The following is a 20021-nucleotide window of genomic DNA, read 5'->3' as shown; positions in this document are numbered from 1 at the left end:
CGCTTTCCCGCAGGAGTCTCGCATCTTTCCTCAGCTGTTTTAAAATCATAAAAGTAACCATTGTTGTCAAAATTACTTAAATTACTTAAAAAGGCCAACACATAAATCTGTATTGGCCATTGGTTCCATATTAAGGGAAGCGCGGGAATTGTTTGAAGTCTGGTTTGCGTTTTTCTTTGAACGCATCTCGCCCTTCTTTCGCTTCGTCTGTGGTGTAATATAATAATGTGGCATCTCCGCCCATTTGCTGTAAGCCGGCAAGGCCGTCTGTGTCTGCATTAAAAGATGCTTTTAAGAAGCGCAAGGCAGTTGGAGATTTTTCTAACATTTCCTCGCACCATTGAATCGTTTCTTCCTCTAGCTTGTCTAACGGCACAACGGTATTAACAAGCCCCATATCCAATGCTTCTTGTGCACTATACTGACGGCATAAATACCAGATCTCACGTGCTTTTTTATGCCCAACGATACGTGCTAGCAATCCAGCACCATAACCAGCATCAAAACTTCCTACTTTTGGCCCGGTTTGACCGAAAATCGCATTGTCTGCAGCAATCGTTAAATCACAGACTACGTGTAAGACATGTCCACCGCCAATAGCGTATCCTGATACCATCGCTACAACTGGCTTTGGAATCATACGAATCAGACGTTGTAAGTCAAGGACGTTTAATCTTGGAATCTCATCATCTCCGACATATCCACCATGACCGCGAACTTTTTGGTCACCGCCTGAACAGAATGCTTTATCCCCTGCACCTGCAAGAACAATGACACCGATACTAGAATCATCTCGTGCATATGTAAAAGCATCAATTAATTCATTTACGGTTTGAGGACGAAAGGCATTACGTACTTCTGGACGGTTAATGGTAATTTTAGCAATTCCATTATATGTTTCATATAAAATATCTTCATAAGATCGTTGACTGATCCATTCTACTGTCAATTTGATGACCTCCTTTGGTTGATAAAATCATTTACTATTGTACCAAAAATTTTTGGTTGTTCCACATGAACTGCATGTCCACAGCCAAAAATAGTCTGCAAAGTACTATTTGGAAATATATACTCCATCTTTTTTGCGATTTCCACAAACTTTTGGTCGAGTTCCCCAACGATCAGTAAAACAGGGCATGTTATGCTACTTAGCTCACTCCACCAAGATGGCATACTCCCAGTTCCCATTGTACGCAATGATTGCGCAAGTCCTTTTCTGGATTGACTCATTCTTTCATGTCTTATTTGCTTCCTCACCTCTAAAGGCAAATGTTTTTGGGATTCAAATAAAGGAATGCTTTCCCATCTATCAACAAAATCTTGTAAAGGGTGATTTTCGATAAAATTTGCCAACTCTTGATCCCGAGCTTGTCGTTCTTTTCTTTCACCTAGTTGTTCTAAACCCGGTGTAGCACTCTCTAATAATAAACTAGCAATAAATTCAGGAAAATACACAGCAAACGATAAAGCTGTTCGCCCACCCAAGGAATACCCAACCAGATGAACTCGAGATAATTTTAATTGATGAAAGATCTGTCGTAAATCATAACAGCAACTTTTTATGGAGTCGATATAGGGAGCCTCTGTTTTCCCGTGTCCTGGTAAATCAATCAAAATATGCTGGTAAGAATCATTCATATAAGAGCTTGGTATTCTCCATGTTTCAGTTGAGCCAGTAAAACCATGCAAAAATACTACTGGCTCGCCTGTACCGAATACCTCAACCCAGTAGTTTTGCTCCTTTACTTTATAGTACATGATTCTCATCCTCGAAAGAGTCTAATATGGCATCCTTTACTTTGCCCCATTTTTCCCTATGCCACTCTACATTCTGTTTCCTGTCGGTTCGAATTTCGATCATGCTCACGCCGTGGTACTGATACGATTTGTTTAATGCTGCAAGGAAATCCTTCCACTTCGTAGGTTGATTATAATTCATGTGATATATCTCCGATACTTTTTTCATATCAATCTGCTGCGGTGTCCCAAACAAATGCTCATAATGGTCGCTTTCCTGCTTGGCCTGCGGTAAAAAGGAAAAAATACCTCCACCCGCATTATTAATTAACACAATGGTTAAATCAAATCGATATTGATTGGCTAATAATAAGCCATTCATGCTGTGCAAGAAAGAAATATCTCCTATTAATAACGTAACACGTCTCCCTGAAACTGCGGCACCGAGTGCACTTGAGATAACGCCATCAATCCCATTAGTTCCTCGATTTGCTAGCACTTGATGACTTCTATCTGAGGTGTGCCAAAACGTATCCACATCACGAATCGGCATACTATTGCCAACATAAAGCACAGAATCAGCTGGAATGGTTTCTTGTATACCAAGTACTGCATCTCCTTCAGTCAATAGCTCCTCTTCGTTTACCTTCTGTAAAATAACTTTTGCTTTCGCATTCCAATCCTGCCAAGATTGGAGCCATTCACTTGGCATTACGATATCTTTTCTGCTTGCTAGTGATCTTGCAATATGATCCGGCTTTCCATATACATAATGTGCACCAATACCTGTTGGGTCTCTATCCCCTTCTACTTCCTCTACAATAAAATGTTCTACACCAGTTTTAGATTGAATCCATTGTAAATAAGGTTTCGAAACAGGCATGGCTCCAAAACGAATAACAAAATCTATATCAATCTCACGACGCACTTCTTCTGATTTCAAGATAGCATCATAACATTCTATTACGTAATCCTTGTCGTGTTTTCCATTGCGCAATGGCGACAATGGATCAGCTAATATAGGTATGTTCCAAGACTGAGCTAAAGCAGCCATCGCTTGTGCAAGTCCTTCGTTATCAGCAGGTCCACAAACAATGATACCTTTTCGTTTATTTTTTAGTTTGTCCGCAATACCATTTAAATCCTGTTCTGCTAAATAAGACGAACTATTAGTTTGTAAAAAGCCCAAACGCTTCTCCTCTTGCCAAATATCATCGATTGCAAAATCTGGTATGAGCGGTTCGCGAAAAGGAAAATTCAAATGAACTGGTCCTCTGTTAGGATGCATAGCCGTCGTTACTGCCCGATTAGCTTGATTTCTAACATATTGCAAAACTTTCGAATCACTATCTGGCAATGCCATTTCATGAAACCACTTGACATAGTCACCGTACATTTTAATCTGATCAATTGCTTGAGGAGCCCCTACCTCACGCAATTCATGAGGACGATCCGCTGTTAATACGATAAGCGGCACTCTACTATAATAACCTTCAATAACGGCTGGATAATAGTTAGCAGCTGCTGTACCAGATGTACAAAGAAGTGCTACCGCTTCTTTGGTTTGCTTAGCTAATCCTAAAGCAAAATAACCAGCAGACCTTTCATCAATATCTACCCAAACCTTAGAAGAACCAAATTCGGCAAAAGTTAGAGCAAGCGGAGTCGAACGAGACCCTGGTGAAATGACCACATGCTTTACACCACTGCTATATAGTTGTGCCACAAACTGTGCCACATATCTCGTTAATGATTCCTTATAATTCATTAAGATCCTCCTAAAGCATGTAACATTGGAGCAAATTTTATTTCCGTTTCAGCATATTCCGTCGCAGGATCTGAATCACGTACCACGCCACACCCTGCAAATAAAGATGCTTTTTTCCCTTGAATTAAAGCAGACCGAATGCCTACTGCAAATTCACCATTAAAATGTTGGTCGAACCAGCCAATTGGTGCACCATACCAGCCTCTTTCTAAAGGCTCATGCTCGCGAATAAATTGTTGCGCACCCTTTCTTGGATAGCCACAAAGAGCTGGTGTAGGATGTAATCTCTCCACTACATCTAGAATGGTATACCCTTCAGCTAACATAGCTCGTACAGGTGTATAAAGGTGTTGCAAATTTTTTAAAGGGTATAATATAGGTTTTTTTGGTATATCAACAAAAGCTGCGCACGATGTAACAGCGTCTCTTATCATATCTACCACAAATTGATGTTCCTCTAAATTTTTCGCATCATCTAAAAGCGCTTGTCCAATTTTTTTATCTTCTATATTAGTCTTTCCTCTTGGCGCAGTTCCCGCTAAACATGTCGATAACAGCTCTTGATTATCAACTTGAACTAACCGTTCTGGTGTTGCACCAATAAAACAGGCGTCTTCTGTCTCCCATGCAAAAACATAGCTGTTTTCCTGTTGAACGAGTAACTTCTCCAAGACATCCGTTATATCACAATCTTGTGTAAACTCTACTTGCAGTTCCCGTGCTAAAACAATTTTATCTACATGATGCTCGTCGATTTCTTCCGTTGCCCGTCGAACCATATCCTGCCAAGCATTAGGGTCAACCTCATGCTGAAGGATCAGATTGGTTTGTACCGTTTGAGTCAATCGGCCATTTAATAAACTCTTTCTTATGTGATAAACTTCCTTGGACAATGTTTGAATATCGTCTTCTTCACCTACCATAAAATTTGATGTCAAATAAGTAGATGAACCATTTATTGTTAGCAAAAAAGCTGGTACTCGAAACTGACTTCCTTCAAAGCCCGCCCAAAGTTGATTCGATTGATTTTTTTGATCAAAAGGAAAGCCTCCCAATGCTATAGGGCCAGTAAAAGGACATCGCGAATCATTAGATATAATGCTCCGAGTCATGAGGTGTTCCCATTCTTCTTTTACATTTTGATACGGTTTATCTAATGCTTTTATCGTATAGGCATCCCCTATTCCAACAAAGCTTACCTCCCGATCTGCACTGGACCAATATATTCGTTTATAGCCTAAATCTTTTCCTTTTTGAAAGAAATGGAACGGATCGATCGAATCTAACTGTTCTGTTACACTAACAAAGGTCGGTGTTCCATCCTTCTTTGCTCGTGTTCTCGCTGATTGTAAGGCACCATCTATATTTATATCCTTTGTTTCAATCATTCTGTAACCCTCCAATGTTATAGGGCAATAAATCTTAAACGTTATTCATTATAGTATAATTCTTCATTTTTTTAAATAATAGGTGTATATCCTGATAAAATCTACTCTAACCAGTATAACAAAAAATTGTTACAAAATGCTGTCAGAAGCTTTGAAATGGTGACAATTTATTGACACAACAACCAGTATTCAATAAACTAAGTATGTTAAAATATTACTTATACTTAAATCAAGGAGATCACATATCATGGGAATGAGCAAATCTAAAGAAGCAAACCATTTAAATGAAAGACCTGGCTTCCATGTTTGGTGGCGTTTATTAAGACCGCATACACTAACAGCGTCCTTTATTCCTGTTTTTGTTGGCTCGATGCTTGCTATTTTAGATGGTACTTTTTATACCTTATTATTCCTAGCAATGCTTGTCGCATCTATACTTATTCAAGCAGCAACCAACATGTTTAACGAATACTACGATTATGTCCGAGGATTAGACAATGAAAAATCTGTTGGTATAGGTGGCACCATCGTACGAGATGGAGTTAAACCTATCATTGTCAAACATTTGGGGTTCACCTTTTTTGGACTTGCTGTACTTTTAGGTGTGTACATTTGCCTCGAGTCGAGCTGGTGGGTGGCGGTCATAGGTTCTTTTTGCATGTTGATAGGATATTTATATACAGGAGGACCTATCCCTATTGCTTATACCCCTTTCGGTGAAATATGTTCGGGTTTTTTAATGGGAACAGTGTTAATTAGTATTAGTTATTACGTGCATACTTTAACGTTAACAACGAATGTTGTTCTAATCTCTATTCCTATCGCCATCTTAATTGGCACAATTTTATTATCCAATAATATTCGGGATTTAGAAGGGGATAAAGAAAATGGCAGAAAAACGATAGCCATCCTTATCGGCCGGATGAATGCAATTCGTTTATTATCTATTTTGATGCTTTTTAGTTATGTCTTTACAACGATTTTAATTATTACAGGATTGCTGCCGATTTACTGTGTGATTAGTTTTCTAAGCATCCCAAAGGCGAAAAAAGCTATTGTAACTTTTCAGAATAATGATACAAATGTCGGCATGATTCCTGCCATGATTGCAACAGCAAAAACCAACACCTTTTATGGTGGCCTTATCGGGATATCATTGGTTCTACACATTTTTTTCCCATTTGCCATTAGCGTTGTATAACTTTTCGTATAGTTTGTTGTTTTATTACACAGTATAACCAAACTGCGACAAAAGCCTCGAAAAAGCTCTGAATACCGCTACAGAAATATACTTCGCTTTCCGGGGGCACGGCTTCAGCTTCCTCGGCAGCAAGCTGCCTGCGGGATCTTCAGCTCGCGCTGTTCCCCCAGGAGTCTACGTATATTTCTTCCGCTAGTGAGTAGTAAGAATATGTTTTTTTCTCACTTAAAACGAGCACCAATCCAAGCTGCGGAAAAATGCGAGACTCCTGTGGGAAAGGAACAGTCTGAAGACCCCGCAGGAAGCGTTTTTTTGCTTCCGAGGAGGCTGAGGCGTTCCCCACGGAAAGCGAGTTTTTTTCCGCAGCGACGATTAAGCACTCATCTTTAAACGAGTGGGCGGAAAATATTTATAAGTTAATGCGCAGTTTATGGATATTGTGCAATGGGGTTTATTTTAGAAGGCAGTCTATAAAAAAGAAAGGAATGGATCATGACACCGTCGAGTTTAATGGATGCATTAGGAATAGAAACAAAGACGATTTCACGGGATAAGGTTTGTTTAACGATGGAAGTAACGGATGCTGTTAAACAACCTATGGGATTTTTACACGGCGGAGCTTCTGTTGCTTTAGCAGAAACAGCTGCTAGTATCGGGGGATTACAACATATTGATCAAAATTGTCAAACCATTGTAGGCATCGAAATCAATTGTAATCATATTAAAGCAAAAAAAGACGGAATCGTACAAGGTATCGCAACGCCTATTCACATCGGTAGAACAACAATGATTTGGCAGATAGAAATTTTGGATGAAAAAGATAAAAAGATTGCAGTATCTAGATGTACTTTAGGAGTCATGGATATTGCTAAATAATTAAATCCCCTCCCTTTGAACCCACAAATAGATTGTGAATAAATCAACTGGAATATACGAGACTCTCGTTGAGAAGCGAATATATTCCAGTTGTGAGTATAAAGAGCTAACTTTTTTCTATTCTAAAGGCTTCAAGCTTTCCTCGCCTGTCATGTTTTCCACTAATTCGACAATTAAATCAATATTTTCTTGAATATCATTGATGCTTGCTGTTTCTACTGGAGAATGCATGTATCTTAAAGGCAAAGATACCAAACTAACAGGTACTCCTTTTCCAGTAAGACGCATGCGATCTGCATCTGTTCCCGTATGTCTTGGCGTTAACTCATACTGTATGGAAATCTCTAATTCTTTTGCTGCTTTTTCTAATAATTGATTTAGTTTGCGATTAATGGGAGCCCCTTTAGCTAGAACCGGACCTTTATCTAAACGAATATCTCCATGCTTTTTATCAACGGATGGATAATCGGTAGCAAAAGTGACATCACAAGCAATCGCCGCATTTGGCTCAAGGCCTGCCGCAGCAAAATATGCACCGCCCATATTTGTCTCTTCATTTACCGTACTAACAGCATACAATCCAATTTGAATATTCTTTTGTTTTAGTTGTTTTAATACTTCCGCCACTATAAATGCACCGGTTCGATTATCCAAGCCTCTTCCTGAAATATATCGATCCATCAATATTTCAGAAGAACGGCGATACACCACTAAATCACCTACTTGAATATGCGCTGTTACTTCTTCTTTTGAATATGCACCACAATCAATGAATAAATCCTCAGCATCAAAATCACCCTTAATTCCGCCATGATGTTGCGCATTAACACCAATCACACCAGGAAGCTTTTTTGACTCACCAATTATATCCACTTTCATCCCAATGGCAGCTTTTGGATTAATGCCACCCATTTTTTCTATGTAAATAAACCCATTTTCATCAATACGATTGACAACAAAAGCTACTTCATCACAATGTCCCGCCAGCAATAAGTGAAAATCAGCATCTTTATTTAAAATGGCGATGGCATTCCCTGCATTGTCTGTTTGTATTTCATCAGCATATGGTTTGACATAGTCAATCCATTTCTTTTGAATTTCCATCTCTAAACTTGATGGAGATGGAGTTTCTAAAAGGTCTAGTAAAAAATCTTTTGATTGATCGTTCATTGGATAACCCTCTCCTTCCAATATCTTAAATTTAAGCATAATGATGGATTGATACGTATAAACTAAGGAAAAATTCGTCAAGGTGATCTATTATGCTTTTGAATAAATGTATACAGTTTTATTTTCACATGCCGATTATTCTCCGTCTTCTACTGACTGTTTGTTTTTTAATGATATTATTTGGATTTATTATTCATTTCATTGAACCTGAGCATTTCCCATCTGCATTTGATGGAATTTGGTGGGCTTTTGTAACAGGTTCAACAGTTGGTTATGGAGATTATGTACCACTTAGCACAATCGGCAAAGTTGTTGCTATTCTTCTCATTTTAGCTGGAGGTGGTCTTGTCACTTTTTATATGGCTACATTATCAGCAGGTACGATCAAATATGAAAAAGATTTATCAGAAGGAAAAATAGCTTTTAAAGGTTCTGACCACCTTATACTTATTGGCTGGAACGAGAGAACAAGACAATTGTTAAAAATGTTTGAATCAAACGATATTCCCAATCTTCCTACTGATATTGTACTAATCGATCATAGTTTGAATCGAGTATCCTATCAAGAAAACCATGTTCATTTTATACATGGTCAACCTACATCTGATGATATTTTAGAAAAAGCAAATATTCAACAAGCAAAGTGTGTTGTGATTACGTCAGACCCCGATAAATCAGAAGAAGAAGCTGATAGGCAAACCATTTTAAACATTATTGCTGCAAAGGGAAATAATGTGAATGTCTATACGATTGCTGAAATTCTCACAGATGTTCAAAAGAAAAATGCCACTCGAGCAGGTTCAGATGAAATAATTAAATCTAACCAGTTTATGAGCTCACTTTTTTTTCAATCCCTATTCCAAACAAATTCTCTTTCAACTATAGATATTATAGCAAAAAGCTTAGAAATGCAGCAATTTTGTTCTGCTCCCATCGATCCACCTTTTATTCAAAAAGATTTTTATACTTGTGCTCTGCATTTTCTCGAACAAGAACAATTTTTAATCGGAATTATTCGTGATGATGAATATTTACTGCACCCCTCTTTTACCACCATTTTACAAAAAGGCGATCAATTGATTTATTTAAAACGGATAAAGAGAGACTTCCATCAGTGAGGGGGTTCTTCATCCCCTTCTTGATGAGTTAGAAAAACTTATCAGGGTTCCAGCGTCCATTACCCCCATTTTTATTTCTTTCATCATTCTAACTCTTTGGGGTTCTTACGGACGATTTTTCACCGTGATAAATGAAAAGACAAAACTTATCTAAAATAATAAGTTTTGTCTTTTTCTTTACCATCTATCTATCTGAGCTATTGCCTTTTCCACTTGCTCTAAAGCTTGTTCCCCTATCTCAATACAATCACTCGGAATATCTGCATCTTTTTCTACGGGTGATTGAAATTGATTAAAAGGCCCTTGAAAAACACCACTATCCGCGTGTCCTTCCACATCATTCTGATACAAATGAGTAAGTAAATAAGGTTTTCCCAACTGAATAATGGCATCTTTTACTTCTATATCTCCCTCAATAGTCTGAAAAGGGATCCGTAAAAAATGATAGCCATCGTTATGTTCTATTTTCTTATCAAATAAGCCGTGATCATAATCCCATGCACCACCTAAAACGAAACCCTGATTGCTCAAAAGAGCGTTGATATGCCTAAAAGGAAATCGTTTATTTTCCACTACTGAATCAATTTCATGCATTCTTATCACCTCTGCACATAATTTATCCTGTTAAGTTGAAAATATGTAAAAGGATACATAGAAAAAGCCTCGTCCATAAATGGAACGAGGCCCTATTTTTAGGAATGTAGATAAGTGTAACTAGACTACCGCACTGCGCCTAAAGGCATGATTAAGCCTAGCTTTTCTTTATAAGCGTTTTTCTAATTCTTCTTTTTCGTCTTCAAATCCTGGCTTACCTAATAAAGCGAACATATTCTTTTTATATGCTTCTACACCAGGTTGATCAAATGGATTCACACCTAATAGATATCCACTAATCGCACATGCTTTCTCAAAGAAATACACCACATAACCGAATGTGTAAGCATCTAGTTTAGGTAAATGTACCAACAGGTTAGGTACTTGTCCGTCTGTATGTGCAAGAAGAGTACCTTGGAAAGCTTTTTCGTTTACAAAGTCTAAAGTTTCCCCTGCTAGATAATTTAGGCCATCTAAATCATTTTCCTCTTTCTCTATCGTAATATTTGACCTTGGTTCTTCTACGTGTAGAACTGTTTCCAAAATATCACGACGTCCTTCTTGAACATACTGACCTAATGAGTGTAAATCTGTAGAGAAATTAGCTGAAGAAGGATAAATCCCTTTAAAGTCTTTCCCTTCACTTTCGCCGTATAATTGTTTCCACCACTCAGCAAAATATTGCAATGATGGTTCATAGTTAATTAACATTTCAATGGTTTTTCCTTTGTTATAAAGGATATTACGAACCGCTGCATACTGATAAGCTGGGTTTTGGTCAAGATCAGCTACTGCTAATTCTTCTTGTGCTTTTTGTGCACCGTTCATCATTTCATCAATATCCACTCCGCTTGCAGCAATCGGTAGCAAACCTACAGCTGTTAAGACAGAATAACGACCACCTACATCATCAGGAATAACAAAGCTTTCATAACCTTCTTCATTTGCAAGAGTTTTCAATGCACCTTTTGCTTTATCTGTAGTAGCATAGATACGACCTTTTGCTTCTTCTGCACCGTACTTTTCTTCCAAAAATTTACGGAAGATACGGAAAGCAATAGCTGGCTCTGTTGTCGTACCACTTTTAGAAATAACGTTTACAGAAACATCTTTATCCTTTAATACATCAAATAAGTCATTGATGTATGGCGCACTAATGCTATTACCTACGAAAAATACTTGTGGCGTATCACGCTGTTCACTCGATAATTCATTATAAAAAGAATGGTTCAGCATTTCAATCGCTGCACGAGCACCTAAATAAGAACCACCAATCCCTACAACTAAAAGAACATCGGAATCAGATTTAATTTTTTCTGCTGCTTTCTTAATACGAGAAAATTCTTCTTTATCATAATCAGTCGGCAGATCTACCCATCCTAGGAAATCATTACCAGCGCCTGTCTTATTATGTATTGCTTCATGGGCAAGCTTAACCGGTTCTTTTAAGTATTCTAATTCATGTTCCCCAAAAAAGGCTAACGCTTTCTCATAGTCAAAACGTACATGTGTCATGTTTTACCCTCCAAAAAATTTTTATCACTATTTTAATGTACCGAATCCTGTCGTTTAAATCAAGCCAATCGCGTAGAGAAAATCCAAATTAAATGAAAATTCCGACATATCCCCTATAAAAACACCACATATTTTCCTTTTTATGACACAGTATAAAGTTGAAAGGAGCTTTTATATGGAGAGATGGAAAAAAATTGCGTTCATTCTCACCATTGTTGGTGCCATAAATTGGGGATTAATTGGATTTTTCCAATTCGATTTAGTAGCCACTTTGTTTGGTGCAGGAAATATGGATACTATTTTGCCGAGAATTATTTATAGTCTAATGGGAATTGCTGGGATAAGTTGTATTCCACTATTAAATAAAAGAAGAAACGAGTAACAAGGATATTCCCGTTACTCGTTTTACTCTGACTGTTTAATCCATTCGGCTAGCTTGTCCTTCAATGTATGAAAACCATTTTCTCCTTCTTTTGGATGTATCGTATGTTTGTTCGTTTTAAAAGAGAGCTTCTCTGTCTCAAGCGCTCGAATCGATAGTGCGTATTTCTGATCTTCCTCATGGATTTCAATAACCTTTACCTTTACACTATCCCCCTCGCTAACATAATCGTGTATATCTTTTACATAACCATCAGTTAATTCTGATATATGAATAAGACCTTGTACATCTTGATTAATAGTGACAAATGCACCATAAGGCTGTACCCCCGTAATAACTCCTTCTAAAACATCGCCAATTTCAGGTTTATCAGACACAGTTCCACCTCCTGCAATTATAATCTGTACAGTAAAAAATTAAATTTAAACTCGCTTTGAACAATAAGTAATATTAGCATAGATCATCTAACTAGCGCAAAGATTTATCTCTTATCTTTTTTTTATTTATATCGTGTTATAGATGAGCCGAATTCAACGCAGATACCACGATTAGGAAGATAGATAAGTGCAACTATGTCTCTAACTTCACTAAAGACTCGTCAATCGACAAGTTTTTTTAAAAAAATGTTTAAAAAATAACGAGATGGGTAATATATAAAAACGTAAGACTTTCTCGTATTCCCCCTGGATAGCAAAGCGAATCCATTCGCTTTGCTTCTTTTTTACCTTTATCCAGAGAAAGGTTAAGAAAAATGCAGAAAACAATTCCCTTCAAAGGTCATACGATCTGTTATGAAATATATTCACCTACAACCCAAAACAATAACCCATTCTCAATCGTTATGTTACATGGATTTTTAGCTTCGAGATATTGTTTTAGACACCTCATCCATTTATTAAAAGAGGAATGTCAGATTGTAACTCTTGATATCCCGCCATTTGGTGACAGTACCAAAAACAAACAATGTACATACACCTTTGATCATATAGCTAAATCTGTCATCTTTTTAATGGAACAATTGAATATTGATAAAGCCCATATTTTAGGACACTCTATGGGAGGGCAAATTGCACTGAGATGTGCTTATTATTATCCAGAACGCGTTCATTCTCTAACAGTCCTCTCCCCATGCAGTTTTATGAATCAATCACAGATATTTGCTAAATCTGTTTCCTTAAACCCATTCGCTCCTTTTTTCATTAGGAAATTATTAAAGCGAAAGGGTGTCTATGAGATGCTGCGTCATTCTATGTATGACGATGATCTCATCACCGAGGAAATGTTAGAACACTATAAAAAGCCCTTTGTTCATAATAAAATGATATATCCTTGTCTCGTCAATATTTTAAAGGATCACCAAAAGGATTTAGATGAAGATGAATTACAAAAACTCACCACTTCTTGCACCATTTTCTGGGGGAAAGAGGATTTAATCCTTCCTTATCTTTTAGGCTATGAACTGCTGAAGTTTTTACCAAATGCAAATCTTATCCTTTTAAATCAAACAGGCCATCTAATACCAGAAGAGTCTCCGAAACTCGTCGCCTCACATTTATTACGAGTTATAAGTAAAAGTGGTGCATGAGCTTTTACATCTCTAAAACAATATGGTTAGATAGAGTAGAAGGAATTGGCAAAAAGGAGTGGAATTATGGAGCATGATTTTCAACAACTTATCAATCGTCAAGATACTCGTTCTGTAAAATGGGATTTAGTAGAAACACTTTATGGATCAAAAGATGTTCTTCCCATGTGGGTAGCCGATATGGACTTCCAAGTACCTAAAGCTGTATCAAACGCATTAAGTGAACGTGCCCTTCATGGCATTTTTGGTTATACGTATACAGATAAACAATTAAATGAAATAGTAGTAGATTGGGTAAAAGAGCAACATCATTGGACACTATCGAAAGCATGGATTTTATATAGTCCAGGTGTTATTTCCACTATACATATGGCCATTCAATCATTTACAAATAAAGGGGATAAAGTGCTTATTCAAACACCAGTATATCCTCCTTTTTATGATATTATAAAAAAACATGAACGAACACTAGTAACAAATCCTCTCCAATTAAATGATCAGAAGTATGAGATTGACTTTGAAGATTTGGAAGAAAAATTAAAGCAAGGCGTTAAAGCATTTATTTTATGCAATCCACATAATCCAGTTGGACGTGTATGGACAAAAGAAGAATTACAACATATCATCACCTTATGCAAAAAATATGAGGTGCTGATTATATCTGACGAAATTCATGCAGATATTGTTTACAAACCTCATCAACATATTCCAATCGCATCTTTAGATGAGGAAATACAACCAAATACTATCACATGCATGTCTCCTACAAAAACCTTTAATTTAGCAGGACTGCAAGTTTCTTATGTCATTGTATCGGACAAAAAGATGCGTGATACTTTGAAAGAAATGTTTCACAAACAAGGTATGCATATGATCAATACAATGGGTATTACCGCATTAGAAGCTTCCTATACATCAGGAAAGACATGGTTAAATCAGTTGACGGAATATCTGCGAATTAACATTCAATATGTCTTAGAAGCTCTGCAAAACAGGAATGACGTAAAAGTGATTCAACCTGAAGGCACTTACCTTATTTGGCTGGACTTTAGAGGTCTCGGATGGTCTCATCAAAAGGTCAAAAGCTTTTTACAAGAAAAGGCCAAAGTAGGACTAAATGATGGTGCTTCATTCGGAGAAGATGGAGAAGGGTTTATGCGCTTAAATATCGCTTGTCCAACGCAAAGAGTGGAAGAGGGCATCCATCGAATCATCCAAGCTTTAGATAAAATAAAAGAAGAAGAGTAAGGGTTACACCCTTACTCTTCTTCTTTCTTATTCGTTTCGGTTGGATCAGTAGGCTTTTCATCTTGTGTGGCTTCATCCAATGAGATAATGCCGCAAACCATTCGCTTACCAGCATCACCTGCCGGTTGTGAAACACCGTCATCTACTTTCTCATGAATAATAATAGAAGTGCCATCCTCTCTTAATAAAGATTTTGTGCCTTCCATTAAAGTAGCACCAGAAAGTTCGAGTTCTACATCAGCCGTGCCATCACCTTCTACTTGAATATTAGGCATATCACCTAAGTGAGCCCCATCTGGATGCATAAGCCCGTGCTCTTTTCCCTCAGGATTAAAGTGATTACCGGCAGATTGAAAGTCGGGACCTTCACATTTAGGATATTCATGAATATGTATTCCATGCATCCCTGGTTCCAGTCCCTCTACTTTTACCTTTACTGTCACTTTATCATCCTGATCATTTAAGGTAGCCGTTCCAACGGCATCGTCATCACTATTATACAATCTTACATCTAATGGCGACCTCTCCTCTTCTTGACAAGACACCAAAACTAATAATATTAAACAAAGCCAATACTTATGAAATTTCATTGATAATCTACCTCTCCTCATGTGTCCATCCATAGTATAGACCAAAAGATGAGAGATTAATCATAAACCTTTTATCTTATAAATCCTTATATTCATTATTAAATTTTTCTTCTTCTTTTTTCGATGCTTTTTTAACAAGATACATAGCAACAATGGCACCGATAACGAAGACGACCAACATGAGGACAGAGGGAATATATTGCGTTTTGTCTTCAGGAAAATAAAGAAATTCCACTAAAATACACTTCCTTTTTGTCAGCATTCGTTTATCACGGTGAACAATCGTCCGTAAGCCCCCACTCCCCGCTGATGGAAACCTCTCTTTATCAGGATCCAGGAACCTTTAGCTTTCTCTGTTTGTTCACTTTCTTCCCGTAAAATCTATCTGCGATGTTTGGAGCATATTCAAATAATAACATACCGATAAAGGCAACTACAATCACATAGAATCCACCTAACAATTTAATTGGTCCAGATGCAATGCTTGCAATGACAACGGAGAATTCTCCTCTAGCACAAAGAGATAGTCCTGCCCGGAACGAAACTTTTTTCGATAAACCGTACCATTTACCACCGATTACTCCCACAAGTATTTTAGCTATAATGGACCAAATAATTAAGCTAATTAATAACAGAGGCATCGGTATACCCTGTCCAAATTGAATGGTGGTACCAAAATAAACAAAAAAGGTTGGCAGCATTAAATCCCTAATCGGAATAACAGCCTGTTCCACCCTCTCAATTTTGCTCATTTCTGCCAACATCATGCCTGCTAGAAACGCTCCTAAAACCTCGGAGAGCTCTAACCACAACGCAATGCCTCCAAAGCTAATCGCAATTCCAATTAATAAGGCAAAGCGGAAATCTTCATCATCTATTTTATTTAAGAACCGTTCTAAAGGTTCTGGCACTATTTTACTGATTGTAACAGCGGCCATAATTAATAAAATAACTTTGGCTAACACAATAGATAAATCGGTGACAGAAAATGCTCCACTACTGGTTATTCCAATTAAAACAGCAATAACAATTGGTGCAACAAGGTCTTCAAATATCAGAATAGCGAGTATAAATTCTGTTTCGCGGTTAGCCATTCTTCCTTTGTCATCTAACATTTTGGCTGTAATCGATGAACTGGTCGCATAAGCGATACCGCCCACAACAAAGGAACTAAGCAAATCCAAACCAAAGCCAATGGATATAAACATGGCAACGCCTAAGCTTAAAAAAACATCAAGCAAGCCTGAAGACCATGCTTTTCTAGCAATATCTCCAAGCCTGCTTATGCTAAACTCAAGACCTAAAATGAAGAATAATAAAACGATTCCTACTTCACTTGCAAAATGTAAAACTTCATTATCCACTAAAATATCTGCACAAATGACACCAAAAATAATATATAGGATGACATTGGGAAAATTAATTTTCAGGCTTAGATATCCAAGATAAAAAATACCTAATAATACTAATCCTGCACCAAGCAGTGTGGGAAAATCTCCTAGCAATATATTCAGTCCTCTCCCTTACAGAGTGCTTCTAATGCTGCTACTTGTTCCTTTTTTCCGATTGTCATTAAAACATCTCCAGGTTGAATGACATGATTTATATCAGGTACAGCCACCATTTCGTCTCCTTGTATGATACCAATAATCGTTGCACCGGAGTGCTTACGAATTTCTGCTTCACCAATGGCTTTATTGGCTAGCCTAGACTTGGAGGATAGTGTAATATAATCGATCACAATTTGCTTTTTAAACATTCGTAATTGCTCTGGATTCACTGGTTGATAAGTGGCCCCAAGTAACTGAGCACCTAACTCTCTTGTCTCATCAGGAGTTAAATCCATTGCAAAATCAGCTTCATCATCATCTGCGTCATGAAAAAAATATAATTCTCGTTTTCCAGAATGGTGAACCACAACCACCAGCATATTTTCTTCTGCTGTACGCATACTAATCTTTTGCCCAATTCCTGGGAGCTGTGAAACTTGTATATTCATCAGAACACCTCTTCAAAGCTTTTTCTCAAATGAGAAGCAAATCATTAACCCAATACTTTCTGATAGTATAAAGAAAGGAGCTGTCCAAAAGTCAGCTCACTGTACAAATAACTGGAATTTAACACTCGTAAACTGAACTTATGAGACAACCCCTTTCTAAACCGTTCGTTATTCTCCTAAGTGCTCTTTAATCGTTTCTGTTACTCCTTCAAGCGCTTGATCCTCATCACTGCCATCAACCGTGATTCGAATTTCTGCCCCTTTTGGAACACCTAGTGACATAACACCCATAATAGATTTTAAATTGACTGTTTTCCCATTATAATGCAACTCAACATGTGATTCATATTGACCCGCCTTATTAACAAGCAATGTAGCTGGACGAGCATGTATACCAGTATCACTTTGAATAGTAAATGTCTGTTCTTTCATCGATATTCCTCCCCTTCCAATCAAAAGACTTACCATCTTGTGAAAGCCTATACAATTCTAATAAACTAACTAGATACATTATATACGATTAAAGGTGATTTAGAAACTAATAAGCTAATGTTTTTCAAATGTTTTTACATTTGTATTTCCTTATTGTTTATGGTATTTTCAATTTATCACGGTGAACAACCGTCGTAAGACCCTCACTTCAAGACTTAGAATAATGAAAGAAGTAGAAGTGGGCAGAACGGACGCTAGAACCCTGATAAGTTTCGCTAATCATCAGTTAGGGATGAAGCCCCCCACTGATGGAAGTTTCTCTTTATATTATGAAGGAGGTCGAACAGATGAGTGTACATATAGGCGCCAATAAGGGTGATATTGCAGATACTATTTTATTACCGGGTGACCCGCTTCGAGCTAAATATATTGCAGAGAATTTTTTAGATAATGTGACTTGTTATAATGAAGTTCGTGGAATGTATGGCTATACAGGTCAATATAAAGGGGAGAAAATCTCGGTTCAAGGTACCGGAATGGGTGTACCATCAATTTCGATCTATGTGAATGAATTGATTCAAAGCTATGATGTACAAAACTTGATTCGTGTTGGCACATGTGGAGCTATTTCTACAGACGTTCATGTACGTGATGTTATTTTAGCAAGTACTTCATCAACAGACTCTCAAATGAATCGTATGGTGTTTGGCGGGATTGACTTTGCTCCAACAGCCGATTTTTCATTACTAAAAAAGGCTTATGAAACAGGAGAAGACAAAGGCCTTTCCCTTCGTGTTGGAAACGTCTTTACAAGTGATAGTTTTTATCGAGATAATATGAAAGAGTTATTAACATTATTAGATCAGTATAATGTATTAGCAGTAGAAATGGAAACAACAGCTCTATATACACTTGCCGCTAAATTTAATCGAAAAGCTTTATCTGTTCTAACGGTTTCTGATCATATTATTACTGGAGAAGAAACTTCTGCACAAGAAAGACAAACAACATTTAATGATATGATCGAAGTATCCCTCGACGCTGCGATTAAAAAGTAGTATATCGGACAAGCCTCGGAGCAACACCGCGGCTTTCCTTTGACGATTAAAGGTGATGATCTGACTGATCTCACCTTTTCTTATCTCATGATAAGGTGCTGTAAAAAAGATCGTTTACATTATAAATTCCAAAAGTGCTATGCTATAATAAAGGAAATACTTACAATATTAGCAACTTTCATTTTAATGAATTTTTCATTGGCTCTTTTCGTATTCTTTGTTGTTTTTTTACTACACAGTTGAACAATACTGCGACATAAGCCTTAAAAAAGCTCTGAATACCGCTCCAGAAATATACTTCGCTTTCCGGGGGCACGGCTTCAGCTTCCTCGGCAGCAAGCTGCCTGCGGGATCTTCAGCTCGCGCTGTTCCCCCAGGAGTCTACGTATATTTCTTCTGCTCGTGAGTAGTAGGAAAATGTATTTTTTCTACTAAAAACGAGCACCATCCAAGCTACGGAAAACTATGAGACTCCGGTGGGAAAGGAACAGTCTGAAGACCCGCAGGAAGCGTCCTTTGCTTCCGAGGAGGCTGAAGCGTTCCCCACGGCAAAGAAGACACTGCGAAAGCGACCAAAGGAAGCTTGAATAGATGTCACACTTGTACCCTTGGGTGAAAGCGAGTGTTTTTCCCGCAGCGTCGATTAAGCACTCATCGTGAACAGAGTGAGAGGAAAACTTTTAAAGTTTATTGCGTATTATATGGACATTGTGCAATTAGACTTTTTATAAAAAGCAACAATCTGTTAGAAAACAGCCTTTATTTAAATACTTGAATAAACATAACATACATATCATTTTGATCAATATATATCACTACCATACACATCGACTGGTTTTTTGCCAGTTTACATATAGAGAGGATGTTCTAATTGGAGATTTTCGCTAATTTTCCACTATGGTCCGCATTAATTGCCATTGTCTTTGCACAGACAATTAAGGTCCCTTTACATTTTATTGCAACAAAGGAGTTTAAACCCGGCTTAGCATTTAGCACTGGCGGAATGCCTAGTAGTCACTCTGCTGCTGTGACTGCCGTTGCAACTGGTATCGGTATAGAGCACGGAGCTTCATCCGGATTGTTTGCTGTTTCTTGTGTAGTAGCCATCATTATTATGTTTGATGCGACTGGAATCAGAAGACAAGCTGGTGAACAAGCTATTTTAATTAATATGCTAGTAAAAGATTTTAATCATTTTGTATCAGAAGCAAAAGGCTGGAAGAAAAAAGGGGAATATGAAAAACAGAAAGAATTGAAAGAATTACTTGGCCACCAACCAATTGAAGTTTTCTTTGGCGGACTAACAGGCATTATTCTCGCATTTCTACTTTTTCCTATTTTTTAATAAAAGAACAACGTA

General features: G+C 37.5%; 21 protein-coding genes. 8 read left to right on the top strand and 13 right to left on the bottom strand.

Annotated elements, in window-relative coordinates; translation table 11 throughout:
• Positions 1 to 130: 130 nt before the first annotated feature.
• Genes menB through GHD00_RS02850 form a run of 4 tightly spaced genes read right to left on the bottom strand, consistent with a single transcriptional unit; the run spans position 131 to position 4893 of the window.
• Positions 131 to 949 (bottom strand): 1,4-dihydroxy-2-naphthoyl-CoA synthase, encoded by an 819-nt coding sequence (menB, locus tag GHD00_RS02865; RefSeq protein WP_163536601.1) that lies wholly within the window; start codon positions 947 to 949, stop codon positions 131 to 133.
• A complete protein-coding gene (menH, locus tag GHD00_RS02860; RefSeq protein WP_163536600.1) occupies positions 946 to 1758 on the bottom strand; it encodes a 2-succinyl-6-hydroxy-2,4-cyclohexadiene-1-carboxylate synthase in 813 nt (270 codons plus the stop codon). Before menH ends, menB begins: the two co-directional genes overlap by 4 nt.
• Positions 1748 to 3505 (bottom strand): 2-succinyl-5-enolpyruvyl-6-hydroxy-3-cyclohexene-1-carboxylic-acid synthase, encoded by a 1758-nt coding sequence (gene menD, locus GHD00_RS02855; protein ID WP_163536599.1) that lies wholly within the window; start codon positions 3503 to 3505, stop codon positions 1748 to 1750. The genes menH and menD overlap by 11 nt, the downstream gene beginning before the upstream one ends.
• Positions 3505 to 4893, bottom strand: a complete 1389-nt coding sequence (locus GHD00_RS02850) for an isochorismate synthase (RefSeq protein WP_163536598.1) — start codon at positions 4891 to 4893, stop codon at positions 3505 to 3507. Before GHD00_RS02850 ends, menD begins: the two co-directional genes overlap by 1 nt.
• Positions 4894 to 5146: 253 nt before the next feature.
• On the opposite strand from GHD00_RS02850, the gene GHD00_RS02845 reads away from it, so the two are divergent.
• Together GHD00_RS02845 and GHD00_RS02840 are read left to right on the top strand one after the other, a co-directional pair.
• On the top strand, positions 5147 to 6094 hold the full coding sequence (locus GHD00_RS02845) for a 1,4-dihydroxy-2-naphthoate polyprenyltransferase (RefSeq protein WP_163536914.1): 948 nt from the start codon (positions 5147 to 5149) through the stop codon (positions 6092 to 6094).
• A gap of 492 nt (positions 6095 to 6586) precedes the next feature.
• Positions 6587 to 6970: a PaaI family thioesterase gene (locus tag GHD00_RS02840; protein WP_481810372.1), complete on the top strand. Its 384-nt coding sequence runs from the start codon at positions 6587 to 6589 to the stop codon at positions 6968 to 6970.
• Between the two features lie 117 nt (positions 6971 to 7087).
• Here the strand turns inward: GHD00_RS02840 and GHD00_RS02835 are convergent, their stop codons facing one another.
• Complete coding sequence (locus GHD00_RS02835) at positions 7088 to 8140, bottom strand: M20/M25/M40 family metallo-hydrolase (RefSeq protein WP_163536597.1); 1053 nt, start codon at positions 8138 to 8140, stop codon at positions 7088 to 7090.
• A 92-nt stretch (positions 8141 to 8232) separates the two neighbouring features.
• On the opposite strand from GHD00_RS02835, the gene GHD00_RS02830 reads away from it, so the two are divergent.
• Positions 8233 to 9258 (top strand): potassium channel family protein, encoded by a 1026-nt coding sequence (locus GHD00_RS02830; protein ID WP_163536596.1) that lies wholly within the window; start codon positions 8233 to 8235, stop codon positions 9256 to 9258.
• A 177-nt stretch (positions 9259 to 9435) separates the two neighbouring features.
• On the opposite strand, the gene GHD00_RS02825 is transcribed toward GHD00_RS02830, so the two are convergent.
• Both GHD00_RS02825 and GHD00_RS02820 read right to left on the bottom strand, forming a co-directional pair.
• Positions 9436 to 9852 carry a YugN family protein gene (locus tag GHD00_RS02825; RefSeq protein ID WP_163536595.1) on the bottom strand — a complete coding sequence of 139 codons (417 nt, stop codon included), beginning with the start codon at positions 9850 to 9852 and terminating at the stop codon, positions 9436 to 9438.
• A gap of 168 nt (positions 9853 to 10020) precedes the next feature.
• Positions 10021 to 11367 (bottom strand): glucose-6-phosphate isomerase, encoded by a 1347-nt coding sequence (locus tag GHD00_RS02820; protein WP_163536594.1) that lies wholly within the window; start codon positions 11365 to 11367, stop codon positions 10021 to 10023.
• A 175-nt stretch (positions 11368 to 11542) separates the two neighbouring features.
• On the opposite strand from GHD00_RS02820, the gene GHD00_RS02815 reads away from it, so the two are divergent.
• Positions 11543 to 11749, top strand: a complete 207-nt coding sequence (locus GHD00_RS02815) for a DUF378 domain-containing protein (protein WP_163536593.1) — start codon at positions 11543 to 11545, stop codon at positions 11747 to 11749.
• A gap of 23 nt (positions 11750 to 11772) precedes the next feature.
• Here the strand turns inward: GHD00_RS02815 and yugI are convergent, their stop codons facing one another.
• Positions 11773 to 12126 (bottom strand): S1 domain-containing post-transcriptional regulator GSP13, encoded by a 354-nt coding sequence (gene yugI, locus GHD00_RS02810; protein ID WP_163536592.1) that lies wholly within the window; start codon positions 12124 to 12126, stop codon positions 11773 to 11775.
• Positions 12127 to 12500: 374 nt separating this feature from the next.
• Between yugI and GHD00_RS02805 the strand changes: the two genes are divergently transcribed.
• Together GHD00_RS02805 and GHD00_RS02800 are read left to right on the top strand one after the other, a co-directional pair.
• Positions 12501 to 13334 carry an alpha/beta fold hydrolase gene (locus GHD00_RS02805; RefSeq protein WP_163536591.1) on the top strand — a complete coding sequence of 278 codons (834 nt, stop codon included), beginning with the start codon at positions 12501 to 12503 and terminating at the stop codon, positions 13332 to 13334.
• Positions 13335 to 13400: 66 nt separating this feature from the next.
• The gene (locus GHD00_RS02800; RefSeq protein WP_163536590.1) at positions 13401 to 14582 is read left to right on the top strand and encodes a MalY/PatB family protein; all 1182 of its coding nucleotides are present in this window, start codon (positions 13401 to 13403) and stop codon (positions 14580 to 14582) included.
• Between the two features lie 11 nt (positions 14583 to 14593).
• On the opposite strand, the gene GHD00_RS02795 is transcribed toward GHD00_RS02800, so the two are convergent.
• From GHD00_RS02795 to GHD00_RS02775, 5 genes are all read right to left on the bottom strand, one after another.
• Entirely contained in the window at positions 14594 to 15172 is a 579-nt protein-coding gene (locus GHD00_RS02795; protein WP_163536589.1) for a superoxide dismutase family protein, read from the bottom strand.
• Between the two features lie 76 nt (positions 15173 to 15248).
• Positions 15249 to 15407, bottom strand: a complete 159-nt coding sequence (locus GHD00_RS02790) for a hypothetical protein (RefSeq protein ID WP_346427597.1) — start codon at positions 15405 to 15407, stop codon at positions 15249 to 15251.
• Positions 15408 to 15498: 91 nt separating this feature from the next.
• Complete coding sequence (locus tag GHD00_RS02785; protein ID WP_163536587.1) at positions 15499 to 16677, bottom strand: cation:proton antiporter; 1179 nt, start codon at positions 16675 to 16677, stop codon at positions 15499 to 15501.
• 5 nt (positions 16678 to 16682) lie between these two features.
• On the bottom strand, positions 16683 to 17171 hold the full coding sequence (locus tag GHD00_RS02780; RefSeq protein ID WP_163536586.1) for a cation:proton antiporter regulatory subunit: 489 nt from the start codon (positions 17169 to 17171) through the stop codon (positions 16683 to 16685).
• A gap of 168 nt (positions 17172 to 17339) precedes the next feature.
• Positions 17340 to 17603, bottom strand: coding sequence for a phosphocarrier protein HPr (locus GHD00_RS02775; RefSeq protein ID WP_163536585.1), 264 nt, complete (start codon positions 17601 to 17603; stop codon positions 17340 to 17342).
• A gap of 347 nt (positions 17604 to 17950) precedes the next feature.
• Here GHD00_RS02775 and deoD point away from each other — a divergent pair, with 347 nt between their 5' ends.
• Both deoD and GHD00_RS02765 read left to right on the top strand, forming a co-directional pair.
• The gene (gene deoD, locus GHD00_RS02770; RefSeq protein ID WP_163536584.1) at positions 17951 to 18661 is read left to right on the top strand and encodes a purine-nucleoside phosphorylase; all 711 of its coding nucleotides are present in this window, start codon (positions 17951 to 17953) and stop codon (positions 18659 to 18661) included.
• Between the two features lie 871 nt (positions 18662 to 19532).
• The gene (locus tag GHD00_RS02765; protein ID WP_163536583.1) at positions 19533 to 20006 is read left to right on the top strand and encodes a divergent PAP2 family protein; all 474 of its coding nucleotides are present in this window, start codon (positions 19533 to 19535) and stop codon (positions 20004 to 20006) included.
• The last annotated feature ends 15 nt before the right edge of the window (positions 20007 to 20021 follow it).

The sequence above is a fragment of the Gracilibacillus sp. YIM 98692 genome, assembly GCF_010993965.1.
In the GTDB taxonomy this organism is placed as follows: domain Bacteria; phylum Bacillota; class Bacilli; order Bacillales; family Amphibacillaceae; genus Gracilibacillus.
Note: the sequence above shows the minus strand (reverse complement) of the source record. Positions and strands in the feature narration are given on the sequence as shown.